This is a genomic window from Streptomyces sp. NPDC088124, from assembly GCF_040685895.1.
Taxonomy (GTDB): Bacteria; Actinomycetota; Actinomycetes; order Streptomycetales; family Streptomycetaceae; genus Streptomyces.
The window spans coordinates 1-24519 of the sequence record NZ_JBFBJB010000009.1; the positions used below are offsets into that span (position 1 = coordinate 1).

General features: G+C 71.9%; 23 protein-coding genes. 16 read left to right on the forward strand and 7 right to left on the reverse strand.

Annotated features, from left to right (window positions below; genetic code table 11):
• The first annotated feature begins 402 nt into the window (after nucleotides 1–402).
• Nucleotides 403–1395, forward strand: a complete 993-nt coding sequence (locus tag AB0P17_RS09455) for an LAETG motif-containing sortase-dependent surface protein (RefSeq protein ID WP_365809151.1) — start codon at nucleotides 403–405, stop codon at nucleotides 1393–1395.
• A gap of 220 nt (nucleotides 1396–1615) precedes the next feature.
• On the opposite strand, the gene hypB is transcribed toward AB0P17_RS09455, so the two are convergent.
• Both hypB and AB0P17_RS09465 read right to left on the reverse strand, forming a co-directional pair.
• Complete coding sequence (hypB, locus tag AB0P17_RS09460) at nucleotides 1616–2380, reverse strand: hydrogenase nickel incorporation protein HypB (protein ID WP_365809153.1); 765 nt, start codon at nucleotides 2378–2380, stop codon at nucleotides 1616–1618.
• A 4-nt stretch (nucleotides 2381–2384) separates the two neighbouring features.
• Nucleotides 2385–2714, reverse strand: a complete 330-nt coding sequence (locus AB0P17_RS09465) for a hydrogenase maturation nickel metallochaperone HypA (RefSeq protein ID WP_365809155.1) — start codon at nucleotides 2712–2714, stop codon at nucleotides 2385–2387.
• A 184-nt stretch (nucleotides 2715–2898) separates the two neighbouring features.
• On the opposite strand from AB0P17_RS09465, the gene AB0P17_RS09470 reads away from it, so the two are divergent.
• The 12 genes from AB0P17_RS09470 (at nucleotide 2899) to AB0P17_RS09525 (ending at nucleotide 16201) form a co-directional block, all read left to right on the forward strand.
• The gene (locus AB0P17_RS09470; RefSeq protein ID WP_365809157.1) at nucleotides 2899–3954 is read left to right on the forward strand and encodes a hydrogenase expression protein HypE; all 1056 of its coding nucleotides are present in this window, start codon (nucleotides 2899–2901) and stop codon (nucleotides 3952–3954) included.
• Between the two features lie 29 nt (nucleotides 3955–3983).
• A complete protein-coding gene (locus tag AB0P17_RS09475; RefSeq protein WP_365809159.1) occupies nucleotides 3984–5756 on the forward strand; it encodes a nickel-dependent hydrogenase large subunit in 1773 nt (590 codons plus the stop codon).
• A gap of 1 nt (nucleotide 5757) precedes the next feature.
• On the forward strand, nucleotides 5758–6786 hold the full coding sequence (locus AB0P17_RS09480; RefSeq protein ID WP_365809161.1) for a NifU family protein: 1029 nt from the start codon (nucleotides 5758–5760) through the stop codon (nucleotides 6784–6786).
• The gene (locus AB0P17_RS09485; RefSeq protein ID WP_365809163.1) at nucleotides 6783–7529 is read left to right on the forward strand and encodes a DUF5947 family protein; all 747 of its coding nucleotides are present in this window, start codon (nucleotides 6783–6785) and stop codon (nucleotides 7527–7529) included. The genes AB0P17_RS09480 and AB0P17_RS09485 overlap by 4 nt, the downstream gene beginning before the upstream one ends.
• Nucleotides 7526–8254: a DUF6084 family protein gene (locus tag AB0P17_RS09490; protein WP_365809165.1), complete on the forward strand. Its 729-nt coding sequence runs from the start codon at nucleotides 7526–7528 to the stop codon at nucleotides 8252–8254. Before AB0P17_RS09485 ends, AB0P17_RS09490 begins: the two co-directional genes overlap by 4 nt.
• On the forward strand, nucleotides 8251–9684 hold the full coding sequence (locus AB0P17_RS09495; RefSeq protein ID WP_365809167.1) for a hypothetical protein: 1434 nt from the start codon (nucleotides 8251–8253) through the stop codon (nucleotides 9682–9684). The genes AB0P17_RS09490 and AB0P17_RS09495 overlap by 4 nt, the downstream gene beginning before the upstream one ends.
• Before the next feature lie 97 nt (nucleotides 9685–9781).
• A complete protein-coding gene (locus tag AB0P17_RS09500; RefSeq protein ID WP_365809169.1) occupies nucleotides 9782–10345 on the forward strand; it encodes a hydrogenase maturation protease in 564 nt (187 codons plus the stop codon).
• Between the two features lie 2 nt (nucleotides 10346–10347).
• Entirely contained in the window at nucleotides 10348–12939 is a 2592-nt protein-coding gene (gene hypF, locus AB0P17_RS09505) for a carbamoyltransferase HypF (RefSeq protein WP_365809171.1), read from the forward strand.
• Nucleotides 12940–12987: 48 nt separating this feature from the next.
• Nucleotides 12988–13284, forward strand: a complete 297-nt coding sequence (locus AB0P17_RS09510) for a HypC/HybG/HupF family hydrogenase formation chaperone (protein WP_365809173.1) — start codon at nucleotides 12988–12990, stop codon at nucleotides 13282–13284.
• Nucleotides 13281–14384 carry a hydrogenase formation protein HypD gene (gene hypD / locus AB0P17_RS09515; RefSeq protein WP_365809175.1) on the forward strand — a complete coding sequence of 368 codons (1104 nt, stop codon included), beginning with the start codon at nucleotides 13281–13283 and terminating at the stop codon, nucleotides 14382–14384. Before AB0P17_RS09510 ends, hypD begins: the two co-directional genes overlap by 4 nt.
• 104 nt (nucleotides 14385–14488) lie before the next feature.
• The gene (gene hypE, locus AB0P17_RS09520; RefSeq protein ID WP_365809431.1) at nucleotides 14489–15481 is read left to right on the forward strand and encodes a hydrogenase expression/formation protein HypE; all 993 of its coding nucleotides are present in this window, start codon (nucleotides 14489–14491) and stop codon (nucleotides 15479–15481) included.
• Nucleotides 15482–16201, forward strand: coding sequence for a DUF6390 family protein (locus AB0P17_RS09525; RefSeq protein WP_365809177.1), 720 nt, complete (start codon nucleotides 15482–15484; stop codon nucleotides 16199–16201).
• Between the two features lie 33 nt (nucleotides 16202–16234).
• Here the strand turns inward: AB0P17_RS09525 and AB0P17_RS09530 are convergent, their stop codons facing one another.
• Complete coding sequence (locus tag AB0P17_RS09530; protein WP_365809178.1) at nucleotides 16235–17185, reverse strand: hypothetical protein; 951 nt, start codon at nucleotides 17183–17185, stop codon at nucleotides 16235–16237.
• A 279-nt stretch (nucleotides 17186–17464) separates the two neighbouring features.
• Between AB0P17_RS09530 and AB0P17_RS09535 the strand changes: the two genes are divergently transcribed.
• Both AB0P17_RS09535 and AB0P17_RS09540 read left to right on the forward strand, forming a co-directional pair.
• Entirely contained in the window at nucleotides 17465–19036 is a 1572-nt protein-coding gene (locus tag AB0P17_RS09535; protein WP_365809180.1) for an SDR family oxidoreductase, read from the forward strand.
• A 122-nt stretch (nucleotides 19037–19158) separates the two neighbouring features.
• Nucleotides 19159–20544: a deoxyribodipyrimidine photo-lyase gene (locus AB0P17_RS09540; RefSeq protein WP_365809433.1), complete on the forward strand. Its 1386-nt coding sequence runs from the start codon at nucleotides 19159–19161 to the stop codon at nucleotides 20542–20544.
• A gap of 41 nt (nucleotides 20545–20585) precedes the next feature.
• Here AB0P17_RS09540 and AB0P17_RS09545 read toward each other — a convergent pair whose 3' ends face one another.
• From AB0P17_RS09545 to AB0P17_RS09555, 3 genes are all read right to left on the reverse strand, one after another.
• The gene (locus AB0P17_RS09545; protein WP_365809182.1) at nucleotides 20586–20915 is read right to left on the reverse strand and encodes an AzlD domain-containing protein; all 330 of its coding nucleotides are present in this window, start codon (nucleotides 20913–20915) and stop codon (nucleotides 20586–20588) included.
• Nucleotides 20908–21540, reverse strand: coding sequence for an AzlC family ABC transporter permease (locus tag AB0P17_RS09550; protein WP_365809435.1), 633 nt, complete (start codon nucleotides 21538–21540; stop codon nucleotides 20908–20910). The genes AB0P17_RS09545 and AB0P17_RS09550 overlap by 8 nt, the downstream gene beginning before the upstream one ends.
• A gap of 303 nt (nucleotides 21541–21843) precedes the next feature.
• On the reverse strand, nucleotides 21844–22488 hold the full coding sequence (locus AB0P17_RS09555) for a TetR/AcrR family transcriptional regulator (RefSeq protein WP_365809184.1): 645 nt from the start codon (nucleotides 22486–22488) through the stop codon (nucleotides 21844–21846).
• 159 nt (nucleotides 22489–22647) lie between these two features.
• On the opposite strand from AB0P17_RS09555, the gene AB0P17_RS09560 reads away from it, so the two are divergent.
• Entirely contained in the window at nucleotides 22648–23406 is a 759-nt protein-coding gene (locus tag AB0P17_RS09560; RefSeq protein WP_365809186.1) for an SDR family NAD(P)-dependent oxidoreductase, read from the forward strand.
• Nucleotides 23407–23478: 72 nt separating this feature from the next.
• Here the strand turns inward: AB0P17_RS09560 and AB0P17_RS09565 are convergent, their stop codons facing one another.
• Nucleotides 23479–24519 (reverse strand): MBL fold metallo-hydrolase, encoded by a 1041-nt coding sequence (locus AB0P17_RS09565; protein ID WP_365809188.1) that lies wholly within the window; start codon nucleotides 24517–24519, stop codon nucleotides 23479–23481.

A 24519-nucleotide genomic window follows, 5' to 3' on the forward strand; every position in this document is an offset into this window, starting at 1 on the left:
CGGCCCGAATCGCACTCGGCACATGGTCCTAGGACGCCACGAGGGCGGGCCGGCACCGAAGGTATTTCGAGGCCGGAAAGACACAGGAAGCCGTGCGGGCCGGAAAGCGCGGAACGGTGGGTTCCGGCAGGGAGGGTGCGACGCGGTGTGCCACCCTGCGGCACGTCCGGCAGCGGCCCTGACGGAAGGCCTTATTCCGGCCGTTGCCGCAGGTTGACACGGAAGTGGCCGCCCCAGCAGCATGCGTGATGCCACCGAGGCCCCGCTGCCCGGTGTGCGACCACCTACTTCAGTCCGGCCCCCCGCTTCGGCCTGCCCGCTCCGGCACACGGCAGGTCACCTCGTGTTGTGCGCGACGCGGGGTACGGGACCGGATCCGCGGGCAACAAGATGGAGAAACGCATGGCCAAAACGAGACGTGTCACCGCGCTGCGCCTGCTCGGAATCGGCGCCGCCGCCCTGGCGTTCACCACCGCCGCGGCAAGCTCCGCGTGGGCGACCGACTGCCCCGGCGGCAAGGGCTGGGACAAGGGCAACCACGGGGGCTACAAGCCCGGCACGGGCGCGGGCACGCCGGTCACCACCGCCGACAAGTGTGAGTTCTCCCTGGACGGCCGGGGCTGGTTCTCCCAGATCAAGGTCGACGACATCAGCCTCAAGCCGGCCGACGACGGCAAGGTCCACGTCAAGGTCCGCACCGCCTCCGACGCCTCGAACTGCACGGTCTCACTCGCCTCGTACCGTACCCACGGCCCCACCTGGGAGACCTCGGGTGAGCAGGTCTTCCACGACTTCGACACCGTCGACATCAAGCAGGGCGGCCAGGACACACTGGACGTGGCCTTCCCCGACGTCGGCTGCTACGCACAGGTCGACCTCTACCGCGGCAAGGTCAAGTACGACGGCCTCAAGGACGCGAACGACGGTTTCGAGCACGGCGACCTGCCGGTCGGTCCGAGCCGCGCGGTCATCAAGGACAAGCTGATCGCGGCCTGGAACGGCGGCACGAAGAACTGCACCGCGCAGGAGATCCCGCCGGCTCCGGAGGAGCCGACGGACGAGTCCACGCCGGAGAAGCCGCCGGCCGAGGCGACGCCTCCCGCGGACACGCCCTCCGAGCCCGGGACACCGGGCACGGACACCCCGACCCCGTCGGCGAGCGAGCCCGCCACCCCCGCGTCGGACAGCCCCACGCCGAGCGCCTCCGAGCCGGCGTCGGACACCGCCACCCCGCCGAACACGCCGAGCGCGGCGTCCACCGGTGGCGGCGGCGACCTGGCGGAGACCGGTGGCGGCAATGTCGTCCCGCTCGCCGCGGGCGCGGCCGTGCTGCTGGCCGCGGGTGGCGCGGTCGTGATCGTGACCCGTCGCCGTAAGGCCGTCGCGGGCAACTGACCCACCACGGCAGCCGGTCCGCAGGCACCTCCGCCCTGTCCCGCCCCTGTTTCCCGGGGCGGGACAGGGCGGAGTCATGTGTGCCTCCGCCCGGAGGGCGTCGGCGCCGAGAGCGTCCGCTACGACCAGGACCTGTTCCACGACGCGTACGCCGAACTCGCCGACTTCGCCGACAGCGTCCGTACCGGGCGGGCCCCTTCGGTCACCGGCGAGGCTGTGATCAGGGCCGCGCCACCCAGTCGTACCAATCGGCCATGCCTTCGCCGGTGGTCGCCGAGACGGTGAGCACCCGCAGCTCCGGATTGACCGAACGGGCGTACTTCTCGCACTGCTCGACGTCGAAGTCGACGTACGGCAGCAGGTCGATCTTGTTGATGATCACGAGGTCCGCCGCGGCGAACATGTACGGGTACTTGAGGGGCTTGTCCGTTCCCTCGGTGACCGAGATGATCACGGCCCGGCTCCGTTCGCCGAGGTCGAAGAGGGCGGGGCAGACCAGGTTGCCGACGTTCTCCACCAGGACCAGCGAGCCCGCCCCGGGCTCCAGGGTGGCCAGCGCGCCCCGCACCATCCCGGCGTCGAGGTGGCAGCCGGCACCGGTGTTGATCTGGACGACCGTGCCGCCCGCCCGCCGGATCCGCTCGGCGTCGAGCGCGGTCTCCTGGTCCCCCTCGACGACCGCGACCGGCCGGCGTCCGGCGAAGTTCCTGACGGTGCGTTCGAGGAGGGTGGTCTTGCCGGCCCCGGGCGAGCTCATCATGTTCACCGCGACGATGCCCCGCTCGGCGAGCCAGGCGCGGTTGTGTGCGGCCAGGCCGTCGTTCTTGACGAGGACCTTCTGTTCGAGGGTGATGGTCTCACCGGCCGCGCCGGCCCCGCCCGGGTGAACCCGGTCATGGCCGTGCGGGTGTGCGTGCGGTACGGAGATCCTCGTCCCGCCGCCGCCCGCACCGCTTCCGCCGACGCAACCGCACGTACCGCACATAGGGTCAGCCCACTCTCATCGAGACGATCTGCAGCTCCCGCCCCGAGGTGATGTCCACGTCGGCGCTGCCGCACGGACAAAGCAATACAAGATCGGTCAGTGTGAAGTCCTGCTCACACGCCCGGCAGTGCGCCGTTCCGGGGGGCTGGTCGATCTCCAGGAGCGCGCCCTCCGCGACCGTGCCCGCGGTGGTCAGATCGAAGCAGAACCGCATCGCGTCGGGCACCACGGCGGTCAGCGCTCCCACCCGGATCCGTACGGTGTGTACGGGCCTGCCCGCGGCGCGCTCGCACACGGCGTCCACCACGCTCTGAGTGATTGACAATTCATGCATCAGTGGCCAGCTTTCCGTACTCCCCCCGTACTCACCCATTCGCCCCGGCCGAACCGCGATGAAAGACCGGCCGCCCGAAATAATCTCGTGTTGACAGAACGAGCGGGCGGATTCTAGATGGTAGCAAGGTGAGTGTCGCCACCTCACCGGTATAGGGCGGTCCCATCCCGGAAGGCGGCGTGCTATGCCGACAGAAGCAGCGGTAAAAGCGGAGAACACCCTCATCCACGTGCTGTGGATCAACGCGGGGCTGAGTTGTGACGGGGATTCCGTCGCGCTCACCGCGGCCACCCAGCCCAGCATCGAGGAAATCGCCCTCGGCGCACTGCCCGGTCTGCCGCAGATCTCCGTGCACTGGCCGCTCATCGATTTCGAGTGCGGCCCCACCGGGGGCGCCGACGATTTCCTGGAGTGGTTCTTCAAGGCGGACCGGGGCGAACTGGAGCCCTTCGTCCTGGTGGTCGAGGGGTCCATCCCCAACGAGAGGCTGAAGGAGGAGGGGTACTGGGCGGCCTTCGGCAACGACCCGGCGACCGGGCAGCCGATGACGACCAGTGAATGGCTCGACCGGCTCGCCCCCAAGGCCACGGCGGTCGTCGCGGTCGGCACGTGCGCCACGTACGGCGGCATCCACGCCATGGCGGGCAACCCGACCGGCGCCATGGGCGTGCCGGACTATCTGGGCTGGGAGTGGAAGTCGAAGGCGGGCATCCCGATCGTGTGCGTCCCCGGTTGCCCCATTCAGCCGGACAACCTCTCGGAGACGCTCACCTATCTGCTCTACATGGCCACCGACCAGGCCCCGATGATCCCCCTCGACGAATCGCTCCGTCCGACCTGGCTGTTCGGCCGGACGGTGCACGAGGGGTGCGACCGCGCCGGCTACTACGAGCAGAACGAGTTCGCGACGGAGTACGGACAGCCCGAGTGCATCGTCAAACTGGGCTGCTGGGGTCCGGCCGTGAAGTGCAATGTGCCCAAGCGCGGCTGGATGAACGGAATCGGCGGCTGCCCCAATGTCGGCGGGATCTGCATCGGCTGCACCATGCCGGGATTCCCCGACAAATTCATGCCGTTCATGGACGAGCCGCCGGGCGCGAAGCTCTCCAGGAATTCCGTGGGGCTCTACGGCTCGACGATGCGGCGGCTCCGGCAGATCACCACGCACACCCTCGACCACGAACCCAAGTGGCGTAAACGCGGGCAGCAGCTCACCACCGGCGCCACCCGCACCTGGTAACGCACCGAAACGGAAAAAGAGGCGGCCTCATGACGACGACGAGTCAGGGTAAAGGCGATCTGGTGGAGATGGCGTGGGATCCCATCACCCGTATCGTCGGAAGTCTGGGCATCTACACGAAGATCGACTTCAAGCAGAGGACCGTCGCCGAGTGCCACAGCACCAGCTCGATCTTCCGCGGCTACTCGGTCTTCATGAAGGGCAAGGACCCGCGCGACGCCCACTTCATCACCAGCCGGATCTGCGGAATCTGCGGCGACAACCACGCCACCTGTTCCTGTTACGCGCAGAACATGGCGTACGGCGTGAAGCCGCCGCACCTCGGTGAGTGGATCGTGAATCTCGGCGAGGCCGCCGAGTACATGTTCGACCACAACATCTTCCAGGAGAACCTGGTAGGGGTCGACTACTGCGAGAAGATGGTCTCCGAGACCAATCCCGGTGTGCTCGAACAGGCCCATCGCACCCCGGCGCCGCACGCCGACGCCCACGGGTACCGGACCATCGGCGACATCATGCGCGCGCTGAACCCCTTCTCCGGCGAGTTCTACCGGGAGGCCCTCCAGGTCAGCCGGATGACCCGGGAGATGTTCTGCCTGATGGAAGGGCGCCACGTACACCCCTCCACGCTCTACCCGGGCGGCGTGGGCACGGTGGCGACCATTCAGCTCATGACGGACTACATCACCCGTCTCCAGCGCTACGTCGAGTTCATGAAGAAGGTCGTCCCCCTCCACGACGACCTCTTCGACTTCTTCTACGAGGCGCTGCCCGGCTACGAGCAGGTCGGCAACCGCCGCATCCTGCTGGGCTGCTGGGGCTCCTTCCAGGACCCGGAGCACTGCAACTTCGCGTACCGGGACATGACCGAGTGGGGCCGCAAGATGTACGTGACCCCCGGCATCGTGGTGGACGGCAAGTTGGTCACCACCGACCTGGTGGAGATCAACCTGGGCATCCGCATCCTGCTCGGCTCGTCGTACTACAACGACTGGGAGGAGCAGGAGATGTTCGTGACCCACGACCCGCTCGGCAACCCGGTCGACCGACGGCACCCGTGGAACCAGCACACCAACCCGCAGCCGCAGAAGCGCGACCTGGGCGACAAGTACAGCTGGGTCATGTCGCCGCGCTGGTTCGACGGCACGGAGTACCTGGCGCTCGACACCGGCGGCGGTCCGCTCGCCCGGCTGTGGACCACCGCACTGGCGGGACTGGTCGACATCGGGTATATCAAGGCCACCGGCAGCAGCGTGCGGATCAGCCTCCCGAAGACCGCCACCAAGGGCCCGGTCGAGTTCGAGTGGCACGTGCCGCGCTGGAGCAACACCATCGAGCGCAACCGGGCCCGCACCTACTTCCAGGCGTACGCCGCGGCCTGCGCGCTGCACTTCGCGGAGAAGGCGCTCGTGGAGATCCGGGCCGGCCGCACCAAGACGTGGGAGAAGTTCGAGGTGCCGGAGGAGGGCATCGGCTGCGGCTTCACCGAGGCGGTGCGCGGGGTGCTCTCGCACCACATGGTGATCCGGGACGGCAAGATCGCCAACTACCACCCGTACCCGCCCACCCCGTGGAACGCGAGCCCCCGTGACTCCTACGGGACACCGGGTCCCTACGAGGACGCGGTGCAGGGCCAGCCGATCTTCGAGGAGAACGACCGGGAGAACTTCAAGGGCATCGACATCATGCGGACCGTGCGCAGCTTCGACCCCTGTCTGCCGTGCGGCGTCCACATGTACCTCGGTGGCGGCAAGAAACTGGAACTGCTCCACTCGCCCACCCAGTCCGCGGGCAGTGAGTGACATGACGGAGCGGCAGACACACGTTCCCCCGGCGTCCGAGGAGTGGCGGACGACCGGGGAACGCATCGAGGCACTGATCACGGCCGGCGCGGCGGGCGGCCCGGCGGCGCGCGAGCGCGGCGAGGAACTGGTCCGGCTGGTCACCGACTTCTACGGGGCCGGTCTGGAGCGGCTGCTCGACCTCGTCCACGAGCACGGCGCTCTGGACGACACGGTCCTGGCCGCCCTCGCCGGGGACGACCTGGTGGCGAGCGTGCTGCTGGTGCACGGACTGCACCCGTACAGCGTGTCGGCCCGGGTCGAGAACGCGCTGGAGAGCGTACGGCCGTACCTCGGCTCGCACGGCGGTGACGTGGAGCTGCTCGGTGTCACGGAGGACGGGACCGTACGGCTGCGGCTGCTGGGCAGTTGCGACGGGTGCCCGTCCTCCTCCGCCACGCTGGCGCTCGCCGTGCGGGGCGCGGTGGAGGCGGCGGCCCCGGAGGTCGGCGCGATCGAGGTGGAGGAGTCGGCCGGGACGGCGGAGGCACCGGGCCCGCTGGTGCCGGTGGACTCGCTGTTCGCACGGGTCCGCGAAGCCGGTACGGACGACGTGGACGATACGGAGGACAGGGCCGACGCGGACGACGCGGCCGGTACGGACGCCGGTGACGGTGCCGGCGGCGCGGGGGCGAGCTGGCAGCAGGTGCCGGAGCTGGGCGCCCTGGAGTCCGGCGGTGTCGAGCGCCTGAACACCGGCGGGTTCCCCGTGGTCGCCTGCCGGATCGGCCCCGACCTGTTCGCCTTCCGGGACCGGTGCGCCCGGTGCGAGCGCCCGATGAAGGGCGCGACGCTGGCCCGGCGGCTGGGCGGCGGCGCGGACGACGGGGTGCTGCGCTGCTCCGCCTGCCGCGCGCACTACGACGTACGCCGCGCGGGCGCCTGTCTCGACCCGGACGCGGACGGCGCGCATCTGGCCCCCCTGCCCGTGCTGGCGGACGGGACCTCGGTCCTGGTCGCCGTGCCTGCCGCGCCCGCGGTGGCGCCGTGAGCGCGCCCGCCGGGCCCGCCCGGTCCCCGGTCGCCGCACTGCTGCGGGTCACCCGCAACCGTCCGGAGCCGGTGACCGGCGAGCGCTGCGACATGTGCGCCGCCCCGGCCGCCACCGAGCACCAGCATGTGGTGAACCTGGAGAGCCGGCGCCTGATGTGCTGCTGCCGGGCCTGCTACCTGCTCTTCACCGACGACGGGGCGCAGCTGCGCTACCGCGCGGTGCCCGACCGGTATCTCCGCTTCGACCGGCTCCCGCTCGACGGGCGGGCCTGGGACGCGCTGGGGATCCCGGTGGGTCTCGCCTTCCTCTTCCGCAACTCCGCGCAGGACCGCACCGTCGCGTTCTACCCCGGCCCGGCCGGGGCGACCGAGTCCGAACTGCCGCTCGACGCCTGGGCCGGCCTCGTGGCGGCCGCCCCCGAACTGGCGGTCGTACGCCCCGATGTCGAGGCGCTGCTCGTACGCCGTACGGAGGCACCCGGGCGCGGCGGCGAGAAGGGGGACGGGGACGGGCCGGGGGCCTCGTGCCACGTGGTGCCGATCGACGCCTGCTACGAACTGGTCGGCCGGCTGCGCACCCTGTGGCGCGGCTTCGACGGCGGCCAGGAGGCACATGCCGCGATGGACGCGTTCTTCGAGCGGGTCAGGGCGCGCAGCAGACCCGCGCGCGCGGAGCCGGCCACGGAGCGGACCGCGGTGGCGGCGACGGCGGGGACGGCGGCCGGGGAGGGATCCTCGTGAGCCTGCCGACCGCGCCCGGCCTGGAGTTCTCCGTACGGGACATCGTCGCGGAGCCGTTCAGCGCGGCACCGCAGCTCACCGCGCGGCTGCGGATCGAGGACGGCTCGGGCGAGCCGGTCCACGCGATCGTGCTGCGCTGCCAGGTCCGGATCGAACCGCAGCGCCGCCCCTACGACCAGGCCGAACAGGACGGGCTGCGGGGCCTGTTCGGGGAGCGGGAGCGGTGGTCCGACACCCTGCGGCCGTTCCTGTGGATGCAGTGCGACACGACGGTGCAGGGGTTCACCGGCTCCACCGAGGTCGACCTCGCGCTGCCGTGCACCTACGACTTCGACGTGGTCGGCTCGCGCTATCTGCACGCGCTCGGGGAGGACGGGACGGTGCCGGTCAGCCTGCTGTTCTCGGGCACCGTCTTCGCCCGGGGCGCGGGCCGGACGGGGCTCGGGGTGCGGCAGGTGCCCTGGGACCGCGAGGCACGGTACGAGCTGCCGGTCGCCGTGTGGCGGCGGCTGATCGCGTGTCACTTCCCCCACTCGGGGTGGATCAGGCTGGACCACGACGTGCTCGCCGCCTTCGCGGAGTTCCGTGAGCGGCGCGGGCTGATCAGTTGGGACGAGACGGTGCGTACGGTACTGGCGATCGCGGGAACGGGGGCTGGGGCTGGGGCGGACAGGGAACGGCACGCCGGTGCCGCCGTCGGCGCACTCGACGAGGTGGTCCGGTGACCAGGGCGGCCCCGGCGGACCTCGACCCCGTGCGCGCGGTCGCCGACGCGGTGCTCTACGAGGGCTACTTGCTCTACCCGTACCGCGCCAGCGCCCACAAGAACCGGTCGCGCTGGCAGTTCGGGGTCCTGGGGCCGCCCGCCGCGACCGCCGCGAGCTTCGCCGAGGAGCCGAGCATGGCGATGCAGTGCCTGCTCTCGGTGGAACCCGGCGCGCCGGCCCCCGCCGAGGTGACGGTCCGGCTGCGCTTCCTCCAGCACCAGGTGCGTGAGGTGCGGCGGCGGACCGGGGACGGCGGCGAACGCGCCGTCCCGGAACTCGTCGTCGACGGGGTGGCGGTGCTGAGCTGGGACGAGGCGGTCGAGCGGGAGGTCGACCTCGGGCCGGTCCCGTTGACCGGGCCGACCGACCAGCTCTGCGCGGTCGCCGGGGGCGAGGAGACCGAGCCGCTGACGGACGCGACCGGGGTGCCGGTGGGCAGCATCGGCCGCCGCCGCGAGCCGCTGGTGGCCCGGGTCCGTACCCACGCGGAGCGGGACGGCGGATACGTGCGGCTGACGGTCTCCGTGGCGAACGAGCACGCCGGGACCGTCGCGGACAAGGACGCCGCCGTCCGGGTCTCGCTGATCGGCACGCATCTGCTCCTGCGGGCCCGCGGCGCCCGCTTCGTCTCGCTGCGCGAGCCCCCGGACGGGGCGGCGCCCGCGGCGGCCCGCTGCGTGCAGCACCGGTGCTGGCCCGTGCTGGCCGGGGCGGAGGGCACCACGGACACGGTGCTCGGCGCGCCGATCATTCTCTACGACTACCCGGAGATCGCCGAGCAGAGCGCGGGCGCCCTGTTCGACTCGACCGAGATCGACGAGATCCTGACGCTCCGCGTGATGACGATGACGGACCGGGAGAAGGCGGAGGCGCGGGCCACCGATCCGCGCGCCCGGGAGATCATCGACCGCTGTGACGCGATGACGCCCGGCGACCTCCAGCGGCTGCACGGCCTGCTGCGCACCGGCGACGCGCGGAACGCCGCCCCCGCCTCCTTCGACACCGGCGGCGCCCCCTGGTGGGATCCGGCCGCGGACGCCGCCGTGTCGCCGGGGTCGGACGGCGTCGTGATCGACGGGGTCCGGGTGGCCAAGGGGAGCCTCGTACGGGTGTGTCCGGCGCGCCGCGCCGACGCGCAGGACCTGTTCTTCGACGGTCAGGTGGCACGGGTGACGGCCGTGCTCTCGGACGTGGACGGCGGGGTGCATGTCGCCCTCGTCCTCGTCGACGACCCGGCGGCCGACCTGCACGACTGGTACGGCCGCTACTTCTACTTCGCCCCCGACGAGCTGGAACCGCTGACCGCCGGCGATTCCGGCCTGCCCGCCCCCGATCCGCCACCGGCGGAATTCCGGAAGGAGAACCCCTCATGCGCTTCCTCGGACTGATGACCGCGGGTGCTGCCGCCGCCATGGCGGCGGTCGCCGTCGCCGTCGGCGTTCGCTCGCTCCCCGACCTCCGCAGGTACCTCCGAATGCGCTCCATGTGAGCCCGGGAGACGGGTCGCAGGAGTGCCGGGTACTCGTCGCGGGTGTCGGCAATCTCTTCCTCGGTGACGACGGTTTCGGCCCCGAGGTCGTACGGCGGCTGACCGTCGGCCCCGGGGAGCCGCTCCCCGGCGGCGTCCGCGTCGTCGACTACGGGATCCGGGGCATGCACCTCGCGTACGACCTGCTGGCCGGGTACGACGCGCTGGTGCTGGTGGACGCCTGTCCGGGGGACGGGCCCCCGGGGGAGCTGACCGTGCTGGAGGTCGGCCCGGGTGACCTCGGTTCGGGTGAATTCGACGCACACGGCATGAATCCGGTCGCGGTGCTGGCGAATCTGGATCAACTGGGCGGTACGCTCCCGCTGACTCACGTCGTGGGCTGCACCCCCGCCGGAGTCGACGAGGGCATCGGTCTCAGCGAGCCGGTCGCCGCGGCCGTCCCCCGGGCGGTCGCGGCGGTGCGGTCACTGGTCCGCCGGCTGACGGCGGCACCACCCGCGCCGTCGCCGGAGCCCTGCCCCGCTCTCCCGTCCGTGCCCGAACGGCCCCGGAGGTCCTGATCATGTGTCTCGGCATTCCCGGCCGCGTCGTGGAGAGCGTCGAGGGCTACGCGGGCCAGCTCGCCCTGGTCGATGTGGAGGGCGCCCGGCGCCGCGTCAACATCGGCATGCTCGACACGCCCCCGTCCACCGGGGACTGGGTCCTGCTGCACATGGGGTTCGCCCTGGAGATCATCGACGAGGCGAAGGCGGCGCACGCGCTGTCGGGGCTGGAGCTGATGGGCGCCGGCCCTCGTGAGCGGCGGGATCCGGAGCCCCGGCAGCCCCGGGTCCGCAGCCGGTTCGAGGTGCGCGGGGTCGTCCAGGGCGTGGGCTTCCGCCCCTTCGTGTACGTCACCGCCGCGGAGCTGTCCCTCGTCGGCTCGGTGTCCAACACCGGCACCGGGGTGGTCGCCGAGGTGGAGGGGGACCCGGGGTCGGTGGCGGAGTTCGGCCGCCGGCTCCGGGACCGGCCGCCCCCGCTCGCGGTCGTGGAGTCGGTGACGGAGACGGACCTGCCGCTCGCGGGCGGCGCCGAGTTCACCATCGAGGACTCCAGCACGGCCGACCGGGCCCGCACCCTGGTCTCCCCCGACATCGCGGTCTGCGCGGACTGCCTGGCCGAACTGCGCGACCCGGGGAACCGCCGCCACCGCCACCCCTTCATCACCTGCACCCACTGCGGGCCGCGGTTCACCATCGTCACCGGCCTGCCCTACGACCGGGCGGCGACGACCATGGCGGCGTTCGCGATGTGCGAGGAGTGCCGCACGGAGTACGGCGACCCGCGCGACCGCCGCTTCCACGCCCAGCCGATCGCCTGCCATGCCTGCGGCCCACGTCTCGAACTGGTCGGCCGGGACGGCGGGACCCCGCTCCACGGCGAGCAGGCGCTGCGCGCCGGGCGCCGGCTGCTCGCCGGGGGCGGGATCGTCGCGGTCAAGGGGCTGGGCGGCTACCACCTCGCGTGCGACGCCCGTGACGAGGCGGCGGTCGCGCGGCTGCGCCACCGTAAACAGCGGGGAGGCAAACCCTTCGCCGTCATGGTCAGGGACCTCGGTGTCGCCGGGGAACTGGTCACCCTGACCGAGGGCGGGGAGGCGCTGCTCAGCGGCGCGCGGAAGCCGATCGTGCTGCTCCCCCGCCGGGCGTCGCCCGGCCCCGCCGGGGGCGTCGCGCGGGCCGTGGCGCCGGGCAGCCCGGATCTCGGCCTGATGCTCCCGTACACCCCTCTGCACGTGCTGCTGTTCGGCCTCGACGGCGACGAACCCGGCCCCGACGCACTCGTGATGACCTCCGGGAACCGTTCCGGCGAGCGGATCGTCACCGATGACGCGAGGGCGCTGGCCGAACTCGCCCCGCTGGCCGACGCCTGGCTGCGGCACGACCGGGCGATCCAGGTGCCGTGCGACGACTCGGTCAGCCGGTTCGTCGCCGGCGCCGAGCTGCCCCTGCGCCGGTCGCGCGGGTACGCGCCGCTCCCCCTCGCCCTGCCCTTCGAGGTCCCGCCGCTGCTCGCGGCGGGCGCCGACCTGAAAAACACCTGCGCGCTGGGCGAGGGCGGCTATGCCTGGGTCAGCCAGCACGTCGGGGACCTGGACGACCTCGCCACGGTGCAGGCGCTGACCCGCACGGCGGACCAGCTGGCGTTGCTCACCGGTGTCGAGCCGGAACAGCTCGTGGCCGACCGCCACCCCGGCTACCGCTCCGGCGCCTGGGCCCGGGCGCACGCCAGGGGCCGGGCCGTACGCACCGTGCAGCACCACCACGCGCACATCGCGTCCGTGATGGGCGAGCACGGCCTCGGCGCCGGCGAGAGTGTCATCGGCTTCGCCTTCGACGGCACCGGCCACGGCTCGGACGGCGCGGTGTGGGGCGGTGAGGTGCTGATCGCCGGCTACAAGTCGTACCAGCGGGCCGCGCGGCTCGCGTATGTGCCGCTGGCCGGTGGCGACGCGAGCGTGCTGCGGCCCTACCGGATGGCGCTCGCGCATCTGCGGGCCGCCGGTGTCCACTGGGACAAGGAGCTGCCCTCGGTGGCGGCCTGTCCGGCCGCCGAACGGAGGGTGCTGGCCCACCAGTTCGCGACGAACTTCGGGTGTGTACCGACGTCGAGCATGGGCCGGCTCTTCGACGCGGTGGCATCGCTGGCGGGCGTACGGCACGAGGTGGCGTACGAGGCGGAGGCGGCGATCGAGCTGGAGGGGCTGGCCCGCGCGGCGCCGCCGGTGCCGCACGAGCCGCCGGGGAACGCCTATGCCTTCGCCGTCCGGCCGGGGCCCGGCCCCGGTGACCCGGTCGTGGCCGACCCCGCTCCGGTGATCCGCGCGGTGGTCTCGGACGTACGGGCGGGTGTGGCGAAGGAGTTGATCGCCGCGCGCTTCCACAGCTGCGTCGCCCGCCTCACCGCCGATCTCGCCGAGGGGTGCCGGCAGCGGACCGGGCTCGGGGTGGTGGCGCTGGGCGGCGGTGTCTTCCAGAACGCCGTCCTGTTGGAGGCCACCCAACGCACCCTGGAAGCAGCGGACTTCACCGTGCTCCGCCCCCGTCTGCTGCCGCCCAACGACGGCGGACTCGCCTTCGGTCAGCTGCTGATCGCGGCGTCCGGCGGCTGACACCGGCGCCCGAAACCCACCCGATGCCCCGCAGAGAAGGAAGGCACCATGTGTCTGGCAGTTCCGGGACGTGTCCTGCGCACCGCGGAGGTCGACGGCACCGTGATGGCGGAGGTCGACTTCGGCGGCGTACGCAAGGAGGTCTGCCTCCAGTACGTCCCCGACGCGGCGGTCGGTGAATATGTCGTCGTCCATGTCGGCTTCGCTATCCAGCGGCTCGACGAGACGTCGGCGCGGCAGACCCTGGCCAACTTCGAGCGGCTCGGGCTCCTGGAGGAGGAGTTCGGTGAGGGCTTCGAACTGGCCGCCGGAGCACGGAACTCGGTGGAAGGAACCGACCGGTGAAGTACCTGGACGAATTCAGCGACCCCCAGCTGGCGCGGCGGCTGCTCGACCAGATCCACGCGACCACCACGGGCCCGCTGGCGATGATGGAGGTCTGCGGCGGCCAGACCCACTCGATCATCCGGCACGGCATCGACCAACTGCTGCCCGATCACATCGAGATGATCCATGGTCCCGGCTGTCCGGTCTGTGTGACCCCGCTGGAGGTCATCGACCGGGCGCTCGCGATCGCCGCCCGGCCCGAGGTGATCTTCTGCTCCTTCGGCGACATGCTGCGGGTGCCGGGCAGCGGCCAGGACCTGTTCTCCGTGAAGAGCGCGGGCGGTGACGTACGCGTCGTGTACTCACCGCTCGACGCGCTGAAACTGGCGCGCGAGAACCCCGACCGGGAGGTCGTCTTCTTCGGCATCGGCTTCGAGACGACGGCCCCCGCCAACGCCATGACCGTCCACCAGGCCCGCCGGCTGGGCGTGCGCAACTTCTCCCTGCTGGTCTCGCACGTCCTCGTGCCGCCCGCGATCGCCGCCATCATGCAGTCCCCCACCTGCCGGGTGCAGGCGTTCCTGGCCGCCGGGCACGTGTGCAGTGTGATGGGGACATCGGAATATCCGGCGCTGGCGGAGAAGTACCGGGTCCCCATCGTCGTCACCGGATTCGAGCCGCTCGACATCCTGGAGGGCGTCCGCAGGACGGTCCGCCAGATCGCGGAGGGCCGGCACGAGGTGGAGAACGCCTATCCCCGTGCCGTGCGCGCCGAGGGGAACCTGCCCGCCATGGAGATGCTGCGGGATGTCTTCGAGGTCACCGACCGGACCTGGCGCGGCATCGGGACGATCCCCGCCAGTGGCTGGCGACTCGCCGAGAAGTACCGGGAGTTCGACGCGGAGACGCGGTTCGACGTGGCGGCCATCCGTACGGCGGAGTCCGCGCTGTGCCGGTCGGGCGAGGTGCTCCAGGGGCTGATCAAGCCGCACGAGTGCCCGGCGTTCGGCAGGGAGTGCACTCCGAGAAATCCACTGGGCGCGACGATGGTGTCCTCCGAGGGCGCCTGCGCCGCGTACTACACGTACCGCCGACTGGAACTGGTCGATGCGAAGTGACTGAGACGACACGTCAGGTACCCGCCCCCGCCGCCGAGGCCGCGGGGCCGGACTTCGAGAGCTGGGTCTGCCCGGTCCCCCTGCGGGAGACACCGACGGTCGTGATGGGGCACGGCGGTGGCGGGGCGATGTCGGCCGAGCTGGTCGAGCACCTGTTCCTCCCGGCGTACGGTCCGGCGGCGGCGTCGGAGCTGGGCGACTCCGCCGTGCTCACCGTCGGGGACGGGACGCGGCTCGCCTTCTCCACCGACTCGTTCGTGGTGCGGCCGATGTTCTTCCCCGGCGGCTCCATCGGCGACCTCGCGGTGAACGGAACCGTCAACGACCTGGCGATGTCGGGCGCCGTACCGCTCTTCCTGTCCAGCGCGTTCATCCTCCAGGAGGGGACGGCGCTCGCCGATGTCGGCCGGATCGCCCGGGACATGGGCGAGGCGGCGCGGGCGGCGGGTGTCCGGCTGGTCACCGGCGACACCAAGGTCGTCGACAGCGGCAGCGGGGACGGCGTCTATGTCAACACCTCGGGGATCGGGGTGATCCCCGACGGCGTCGACATCGGCCCGGGCCGCGCCGCGCCCGGGGACGCCGTGCTGATCAGCGGCGACATCGGGGTCCACGGCGTGGCGGTGATGAGCTGCCGGGAGGGTCTGGAGTTCGGCACCGCCGTCGAGAGCGACACCGCGGCCCTGCACGGCCTGGTGGCCGCGATGATCGCCACGGGCGCGGAGGTGCACGTACTGCGCGACCCCACCCGCGGGGGCGTCGCGGCCTCGCTCAACGAGATCGCCACCGCCTCGGGGGTCGGCGTGGAACTGGTCGAGCGGGAGCTGCCCGTACCCGACCCGGTGCGGGACGCGTGCAGCATGCTGGGGCTCGACCCGCTCCAGGTGGCGAACGAGGGCAAGCTGCTCGCGATCGTCCCGGCCGGCGCAGCCGACCGGGTCCTCGCGGCCCTGACGGCGCATCCGCTGGGCCGTGGGGCGTGCCGGATCGGTACATGTGTGCCCGACCATCCGGGGATGGTGGTGGCCAGGACGGGGCTCGGCGGCTCACGGGTGATCGGGCTGCCGATCGGTGAACAGCTGCCGAGGATCTGCTGAATGAGTGAGCGGGGCGCGCTGCTCTTCGCCCGGTACGCCTATCCGCCGAACGAGCTGGGCTACTGCGGCCCCGCGGACGCCGGGACCCTGCTCCGTACCGAGGAGACGGCGGGCATCGAGCGTCATGCCCGCCGCTTCGAGGGCGCCTGGTGCTATCTCGAACTGCTCGCCGAGACGGCCGGTCTCGCCGACCCGCTCGACGAGCGGGTGGTCGAGGCGTACTGGATCGGCAACGAGCTGCTGGACCGGACCGCCCCGGCGGTCCTGCTGGCGCGGCTGCGGGACCGTTTCGACGGCCAGTGGGGCGGCACGTGGCGTGACGCGGCCGACCGCGCCCTCGCCCACCACACCTTCCAGGTCTTCGACGTGTACCCGTGGGCCGGCCTGTTGCGCGGGCCGGCCCGGCCGACCGCGCTCTCCGTCCTCGACCGGTGCCGTATCCGTACGGGCGTGGTGCACTCGGTACGCGGCGAGTCGGCCACGGTGGAGTCCCGCCCGCTGCGTTGGACGGGCACCGGGCTGGCCCCGGGACCGCCCCGCCGGGAGTCCGTCCGCTGGTCGACGGGCGGACGGTCCCTCATCGCGGGGCTCGCCCCGGGCGATGTGGTGGCGCTGCACTGGGACTGGGTGTGCGACGTCCTCACACCGGCGCAGACGGCGCGCGTCGAGTCGACGGAGGCCCGCCAGTTGACGGCACTGGGGCTGTCTCCCGGCCGGTGATATCCCGGCCGGCCCCAGTGCCCTCACGGGAGTTCAGGCGTTGCCGACGAGCGGCCACTGGAAGGCCCGCACGAGGCAGTCGCCCGGGTCGATCCACAGCAGACTGTTGCCCTCCACCTGGATGTCGAAGCGCGTCTCCAGCTCCGCCCAGATGCTCTGTCCCAAGAAGGGGGAGCTGAAGGTGAGCGACGGCATGGGCTGGAACCCGGGGAGGTTGACCGTGTGCATACGGCTTCCTCCCAGTCCTCCGCTTTCGAGGAATATCAGGTTCTGTGCCTCCACACGTTCACCGAGAATGTGGCGGTTGTCGACTCCGGGCGGCGCGAAGACGAACTGGAAGAGGGTCTGCCTCCTGATCATCCAGCACTTCGACCACCGGTCCCCCGAGAAGAGATCAGCAGGCCCCACCCAGCCGAGGAGACCGCCGAAGAGTTCCATGTGCGGGTCCGACCGCCACCGCCCTGTGGAGGTGGCCGGGATCCTGTTGCTCTGAAGCTCGTAACGGAATCTCGCCCCGAAATTACGGAAGCTCAACGAGCCGCTGTTGTAGGTGATCTTTCCGGTGAAGTGCAGGCCGTCGGCGAGGAACCGCCCGTTGAAGGGCTGGGTCCAGGAAGCCTGCGCGTTCGCGAACCAGAAGTTCGGGTCCGCCGCCCTCGGGACGGGCTGTTCCAGGTCGAGGGGGCGCAGGTGCCGGTCGATCCTGGCATGTCCTTCGGCCGCCTCTTCGAGTTTCTGCACTTGGCGTGCCCTGTGTTCCGACGCCCGTGCCCGGTAGTCGTCCAGATCGACACCGGACGCTCGCGCGACGGACCGGAACAGGTCCGCGCTGTGTGTCCTTGCTTCTTCGTCGGGCTGTGCGGCCTTTGCCAGTTCCATCTGCTGGTGCAGGGTGTCCAGATCTTCCTGATGGCTGAAGTCCAGCTCTTTGATGACCTCTTCAGGCATCGTGTGTTTCGGGTTGACGATGGTGGCGCCATTCATGGCGACCTCCTCGGCATAGGCTGTATGCGGTCCCCCGCTCCCCCGGTTCACCCGTGCGCAGCCTTGGAGTCGCCCGTCACAACTGATGTACCGGCCGCGCGCTTTGGGTGCGATATACACCATTCAGGGCGGCTTCATCACCAGCCTACTCGCTTCCCCGGAATGTGCTACGCCGACGGACGGGTACCCGGACGGCTCCCGTCCGGTGCGTGTCCGGAAGCGGAATGAGCCCCGTACGTACACGGTGGGAGTATGCGTGCGAGCCGATACGGAGGCGCCATGGAGACCGGAGAGGCGAGAGAGGCGAGAGAGGCCGGCGAGCCGGAGGACGCGGAGGCCGGGCCCGGGCTGCGCTGTCTGGTGACGGGGGCGACGGGGTACATCGGGGGGCGGCTCGTCCCCGAGCTGCTGGCGGCGGGGCACTCGGTGCGCTGTCTGGCCCGTACCCCGGGGAAGCTCCGGGACCATCCGTGGGCGGATCAGGTGGAGACCGTCAAGGGGGACGTCACCGACGCGGACTCGGTCGGCGCGGCGATGGAGGGGATCGATGTCGCCTACTACCTGGTCCACGGGCTGGCGGGCGGGCCGGACTTCGAGAGGACCGACCGGGCGGCGGCCCGGATCTTCGGCGAGCGGGCCCGCGCCGCGGGCGTCCGGCGCATCGTCTATCTGGGCGGTCTGACCCCGGACGACGTCCCCGTGGAACAGCTCTCGCCGCATCTGCGGTCCCGCGCGGAGGTGGGCGCGATCCTCCTCGGCTCGGGCGTACCGACGGCCGCGCTGCGCGCGGCGGTCATCATCGGTTCCGGCTCGGCCTCCTTCGAGATGCTGCGCTATCTCACCGAGCGGCTTCCGGTGATGGTGACGCCGAGCTGGGTGTCGACCAGGATCCAGCCGATCGCCGTCCGCGACGTGCTGCGCTGTCTGGTGGTCAGCGCGCGGATGCCCGAGGACGTGAACCGCACCTTCGACATCGGCGGCCCGGACATCATCACCTACCGCGAGATGATGCAGCGGTACGCGCGGGTCGCCGGGCTCCCGCGCCGGCTGATCGTGCCGGTCCCGGTGCTGACACCCCGGCTGTCGAGTCACTGGATCGGCCTCGTCACCCCCGTTCCGCGGTCGATCGCCCGGCCGCTCGCGGAGTCGCTGCGGTACGAGGTCGTCTGCCGGGAGCACGACATCACGCGGTACGTCCCCGAACTGCCGGGCCGGCCCTTCACCTTCGACCAGGCGCTCGCACTGGCCCTGCGGCGGGTGCGCGAGGCGCGGGTCACCACGCGGTGGTCGTCGGCGTCGGTGCCCGGCGTGCCCAGCGATCCGCTGCCGACCGACCCCGACTGGGCCGGCGGCAGTCTCTACACCGATGTACGGGAACGGGACGTGGCCGCCTCCCCGGGGGCCCTGTGGCGGGTCGTCGAGGGCATAGGCGGTGATCACGGCTGGTACTCGTTCCCCCTCGCCTGGGCCGTCCGGGGGTGGCTGGACCGGCTGATCGGCGGGGTGGGGCTGCGCCGGGGCCGCCGCGACGCCGAGCGGCTGCGCGTCGGGGACTCGCTGGACTTCTGGCGGGTCGAGGAGATCGAACCCGGGCGGCTGCTGAGGCTCCGCGCCGAGATGCGGCTGCCGGGGCTGGCGTGGCTGGAGATGTACGCGCAGGAGCGGGAGGGAGGCGGCTCCCACTACCGTCAGCGGGCCGTGTTCCACCCGCGCGGGCTGCTGGGCCACGCCTACTGGTGGGCGGTCTCCCCGTTCCACGCGGTGGTCTTCGGCGGGATGGCCCGCAACATCGCCCGCGCGGCGGACCAGGAGGCGGAACCCGCCCGTGCCGTGTCCGTGACGTCCCGCTGACCGTTGTACCGGCACACGTCCCGCGGACCGCTATGCCGGCCCGTCGCGCGTGGGCAGAAGGCGGGCAGAAGGAGCCCGTGTCCGTCCGGCCCCTGGGAAGCCCCTGGAACAGGAGCAGCATGATGAGTGTCGCCGTCGTCCTCTTCACGTCCGATCTGCGGCTGCGTGACAACCCGTCGCTGCGCGCGGCCCTCGCGGCGGCCGACGAGGTGGTCCCGCTCTTCGTACGGGACAAGGGCGTCGAGGACGCGGGCTTCGCCGCGCCCAACCGCCGGGCGTTCCTCCACGACTGCCTCCGGGATCTGGACGCGGGTCTCCGGGAGCGCGGCGGCCGGCTGGTGATCAGGTCGGGCGAGGTGGCCGAGGAGGTCTGCCGGGTCGCCGCCGCGACGGGGGCGCGGGACGTGTATCTCGCCGGGGGTGTGACCGGTTACGCGATGCGTCGCGAGGCGCGGCTGCGCGCGGCCCTGGAGTCCCAGGGGCGCGCGCTCCATGTGCACGACGCCGTGGTGACCGCGGTGGCGCCGGGCGCGGTGACACCGACGGGTTCGCGGGCGGATCACTTCGCGGTGTTCACCCCGTACTTCCGGCGGTGGTCCACGGAGCGGATCCGGGACACCCTCGACGCGCCGCGCTCCGTGCCCGTACCGCGGGAGGCGGGATCGGACGCGCTGCCGTCCCGGGCCGAGGTCAGCGGTGTCTCGGAAGGGCTCGCCGAGGGCGGCGAGCGGGCGGCGCGGCGGTGTCTCACGGCCTGGCGCCGCACGGGGCTCGCCTCGTACGCGGACCTCCATGACGATCTGGCGGGCGACGCCACCTCGCGTCTCTCGCCCCATCTGCACTTCGGCACCCTCTCCTCCGCCGAGCTGATCCACCGGGCCAGGACGGCGGGCGGCCCGGGCGCGGAAGCCTTCGTACGGCAGCTCTGCTGGCGGGACTTCCACCATCAGGTCCTGGCGGCCCGTCCGGCGGCCGCCCACGCCGACTACCGCGCCCGGCACGACCGCTGGCGCACCGGTAAGGCGGCGGCCGGGGAGATCGAGGCGTGGAAGGCGGGACGTACGGGCTATCCGGTGGTCGACGCGGCGATGCGGCAGTTGCGGCACGAGGGCTGGATGCACAACCGGGGCCGGCTGCTCACCGCGAGCTTCCTCGTCAAGACGCTGTACGTGGACTGGCGGGTCGGCGCCCGCCATTTCCTGGACCTGCTGGTGGACGGCGACATCGCGAACAACCAGCTCAACTGGCAGTGGATGGCGGGGACCGGCACGGACAGCCGGCCCAACCGCGTGCTGAACCCGGTGGCCCAGGGGAAGCGGTACGACCCGGACGGCACCTATGTACGCCGCTGGGTGCCCGAGTTGCGGGACATCGAGGGCGGCGCGGTCCACGAGCCGTGGAAGCGGCGGGCGCGGGGGCCGGAACCGGCGCGGTCCGACTACCCGGAGCCCTTGGTGGAGCTGTCGGAGGGACTGGCCAGGTTCAGGCGGGCCCGCGGCCTGGACTGACCTCCGCCACCGGACCGGGGCCGCACCGGGCGGGGCCCAGGTCAGTGCGCGAAGAGGGTGCTGGCCAGGGCCACGTGGACGGCGGTGCCGCCGACGATGCTCAGCACGGCGTTGCGCCGCCACAGGTGCAGGCCGACCGTGACGGCCAGCGCCGCCGACGGGGCGAGGGCACGCGGCTCGGTCAGGGGGAGGTCGCGCAGGCAGTACACGAGCAGGATCACCATGATGCCGGCCGGCATACGGGTGCTGAGGTACCGCACGGTGCCACTGGCGCGCAGCGGGGCGAGCGCCGCGAAGGGCAGGGCGCGCAGGGCCCAGGTGACGGCGGCGGAGACGGCGACCGCGGCGATCAGGTACGGAGTGTCAGGCACGGCGGGCCCTCGTACGGGTGAGGAGGTGACGGGTCAGCAGGGCGGCGGTGAACAGGACGCAGGCCGCCGGCATCATCTGCCCGGGCAGGAGCAGACGGGCGGCGAGCGCGCTGAGCAGGGCCAGGACGGGGGTGGGCAGGTCGCCGCGGCGCTCGCGGATCGCGTCGAGGGCCAGCACGGCGAACAGGGCGGTGAGCGCGAAGTCCAGGCCGGTGACGCTCGTGGGGATGAGCGAGCCGAGCAGCCCGCCGGCGGTGGCGCCGGCGGCCCAGTACAGGTGCATGTACGCCTGGAGCCACAGGATGCGGCGGCCCGGCCAGGAGCGGGCCCGCTCGTTGGTGGTGAGCGCGTACGCCTCGTCGGTCAGGGCGAAGGTGCTGTAGGCCTTGGCGAGGCGCCCGTTCACGCGGTGCAGGGGGAAGGACAGCGTGTAGAACACGTGCCGGACGTTGACCAGGAACGCGGTCAGGGCGACCGTCCCCAGCGGTGCGACGGCGGCGGCCAGACCGACGAGCAGGAATTCGAACGAGCCGGCGTAGATGAGAGCCGCGAACGCGCTCGCCCACCACCAGGCCAGGCCGGACTGGGTGATGACGGCTCCGAAGGCGAGACCGAGCGGCACCATGGCCAGGCCCACGGTGGCGGAGTCCCGGAACGCGGCGAGCGCCGGGGGCGTCGGGCTCGGGGCGGGGTCCGGGACCGGGTCCGGGTGTCCGGCGGCGGGCCGGGACGGGTCGCCTACGACGGGTGGAGATATTCCCATACGGAAATATTATGACAGAGTAAGGCAAATATGGTTGCCAAAAATGACTCGGCAACTCGCCTTTGAGCAATTAAAGGTAGGCGGATCGCATTCTTGGTGGCTTTTTATTTCTGCCACCTCCGGACGGCCTCACCGGGCGGGCTCCGGACAAGGGACCGGGCCCCGTCAGACCGCGGGCCGCGCGCCGGCGATCCGCAGCGCGATGTCGCCGTACTGGTAGGCGACATCGTCGACGGAGAACTCGCCGTCCTCGCGGAACCAGCCGGCCACACCGATCCCCATGTCGAGGATCGAGTACGAGGCGATCCTGGCGGACCGCACCTCGAAGGCGCCCTCGTCGGCGCCCCGTTCGATCAGCTCGCGGAAGCGGCGCTCGTAGTCGCTGCGCCGGCCGAGCAGCCGCTCCTGCTCCGGCGGTTCCAGGCTGCCGATCTCCCGGTTGCCGACGAACGCCTCCAGGCGGTGCCGGGCGTGGTAGCGGACATGCGCCTCCACGGCGCGGCGCAGCGCCTCCCGTACGGAGTCGGCACCGGCCACGGCCGCGGTGTGGTCCGCGATCAGCCGCTCCATCGTGCCGGCCATGATCTCGGCCAGCAGCTCGTGCTTGGACGCCACGTGCTTGTAGAGGCTCGGGCCGCGCACGCCGACGGCGGCGCCGATCTCGATCATGGTGGTGGCCCGGTACCCCTGGGCGGCGAACAGCCGCAGGGCCGCCTGCCGGATCGCCGTCCGCCGGTCGGCCGGAGGCCCGTCGCCGGACCCCGCGGGCCGGTGCGGACGCTCGTAGGAGCCGTCCTGGATCGCCCTCACACAGACTCCCGGAGCTAAGAGTGGTTAGCCGGTTGCTTTCCCTGACAGCCCTGATTATAGACAGAGACCTTGACACCTCGCCCCTCTTGGATCTGAGATGGCTAATGGTCAGTAGCCGAGTGTCGCGGAACGAGTGTCCCAGCATCAGAAGGAGACCCCATGCGCAATCGTCTGTCCGGACAGGTCGCCCTGGTCACCGGTGCGACCGGCGGCATCGGGGACGCCGTGGTGCGCCGGCTGGCCGCCGAGGGAGCCGCGGTGGTGGTGACCGACGTGGACGCCTCCCGCTGCGAGGAGTTGGCGGAGGAGCTGACGTCCGGCGGCGCGAGCGCGCTCGGTCTCGCGCTGGACGTCAGCGACGAGGAGGCGTGGCACGGCACGGTCGAGCGGGTGGTCGCCGAGCTGGGCGGCCTGACGACGCTCGTCAACAACGCGGGCATCGCGGCGATGCGGACCGTGGAGAGCGAGACCCAGGAGTCCTGGGACAAGGTCATCGCCGTCACCCAGACGGGCGTCTGGCTCGGCATGAAGCACGGCGGGCCCGCGATCGAACGGTCCGGCGGCGGCTCGGTCGTCAATGTCGCGTCGATCTTCGGTACGGTCGGCGGCTTCGGCAGTCAGTTCTCGTACCACGCCGCGAAGGGCGCCGTACGGCTGATGACCAAGAACGCCGCGCTGCACTGGGGCACCCGGGGTGTCCGGGTCAACTCGCTCCACCCCGGCTTCATCGAGACGCCCCGCTCGCGCGAACTGTGGCGGGGCACGCCCCGGCACGCCGCGATGGTCGAGGGCACACCGCTGGGGCGGCTCGGCACCCCCGACGAGGTCGCGGGGGCCGTGGCGTTCCTCGCCTCGCCGGACGCGAGCTTCGTCACCGGCTCGGAGCTGTACGTGGACGGGGGATGGACGGCGCGCTGACCCCGGCGGGCGCGGCGTGCCCGGCGGGCGCGGTGCCCCGGGCGGGCGCGGTGCCCCGGGCGGCGTGCCGGGTCACCGTACGCGTGTGTACCGGTCGACCCCGTCGGCGTGTGCCACCGTGGCCCGGCCGCGCAGCACGAGAACGTCCAGATGCGCCGCCGTCTCGTTGACCGCGAGCATCTGGTTGAAGGCGCTCAGCTCGGCGAACGGCAGCTGCCGGCGCGTCCAGCCGAGCCGGCGCGCCACCGCGTGGGCGTCGAGGGTTCCGGCGTCGAGCGCCGTCAGGCTCTTGGCCAGCCGGTCGTCGTGGTGGGTGAGCAGTTCGGCGACCCGGACATGGGTGCTGTCCGAGACCGGCCCGTGGGCGGGCAGCAGCCGGGTGTCCGCGTACCGGGTCATCAGCCGCAGCGAGTCGAGGTAGTCGGCGAGCGGCCGGCCGCCCGGTTCGGCCAGTTCGAACCCGATGGACGGGGTGATGTGCGGCAGGACATGGTCCCCCGCGAACAGCAGCCCCCGCCGCTCGTCCAGGTAGACCACATGTCCCTTGGTGTGTCCGGGTGTGGGGACGACGCGCAGCTCACGGCCGCCGAGCCGGAGGGTCCCCGTACCGAGCCAGCGGTCCGGGAGTTCCCATACGCTCGGGTCGTAGCCGCCGTGGTCCATCGCCCCCACCAGATCGGCCAGTTCGGCCGCCCCGGCCCGGCGCAGCGTCGCCAGGGAACCCTCGGGCCGGTCACTGCGCAGCCGGCCGAGCATCTCCAGGCCGGGCCGTTCGCCCGCGCCCAGGTAGACGCGCGAGCCGAGCAGCCGGCGCAGTTCCACCGCGTGGGTGTAGTGGTCGCGGTGGACGTGGGTGACGAGGATGTGGCTGATGTCTCCGAGGTCATGGCCGATGGCCGCCATGGCCTGTTCCAGTGCCTTGCGCGCCTCGGGGATCGCCCAGCCTCCGTCGATCATGACGATGCCGCCGTCGTCCCCCGGGTCCTCCAGCAGGTAGACGTTGACGGCGTGCAGCCCGTCGTTGGGCAGCGGCAGGGGCACCCGGTGCACCCCGGGCTGTACGGTCTGGACGCCTGCCCGGGCCCAGGGCCCCTGGTCGAACCGCTCCGTCAT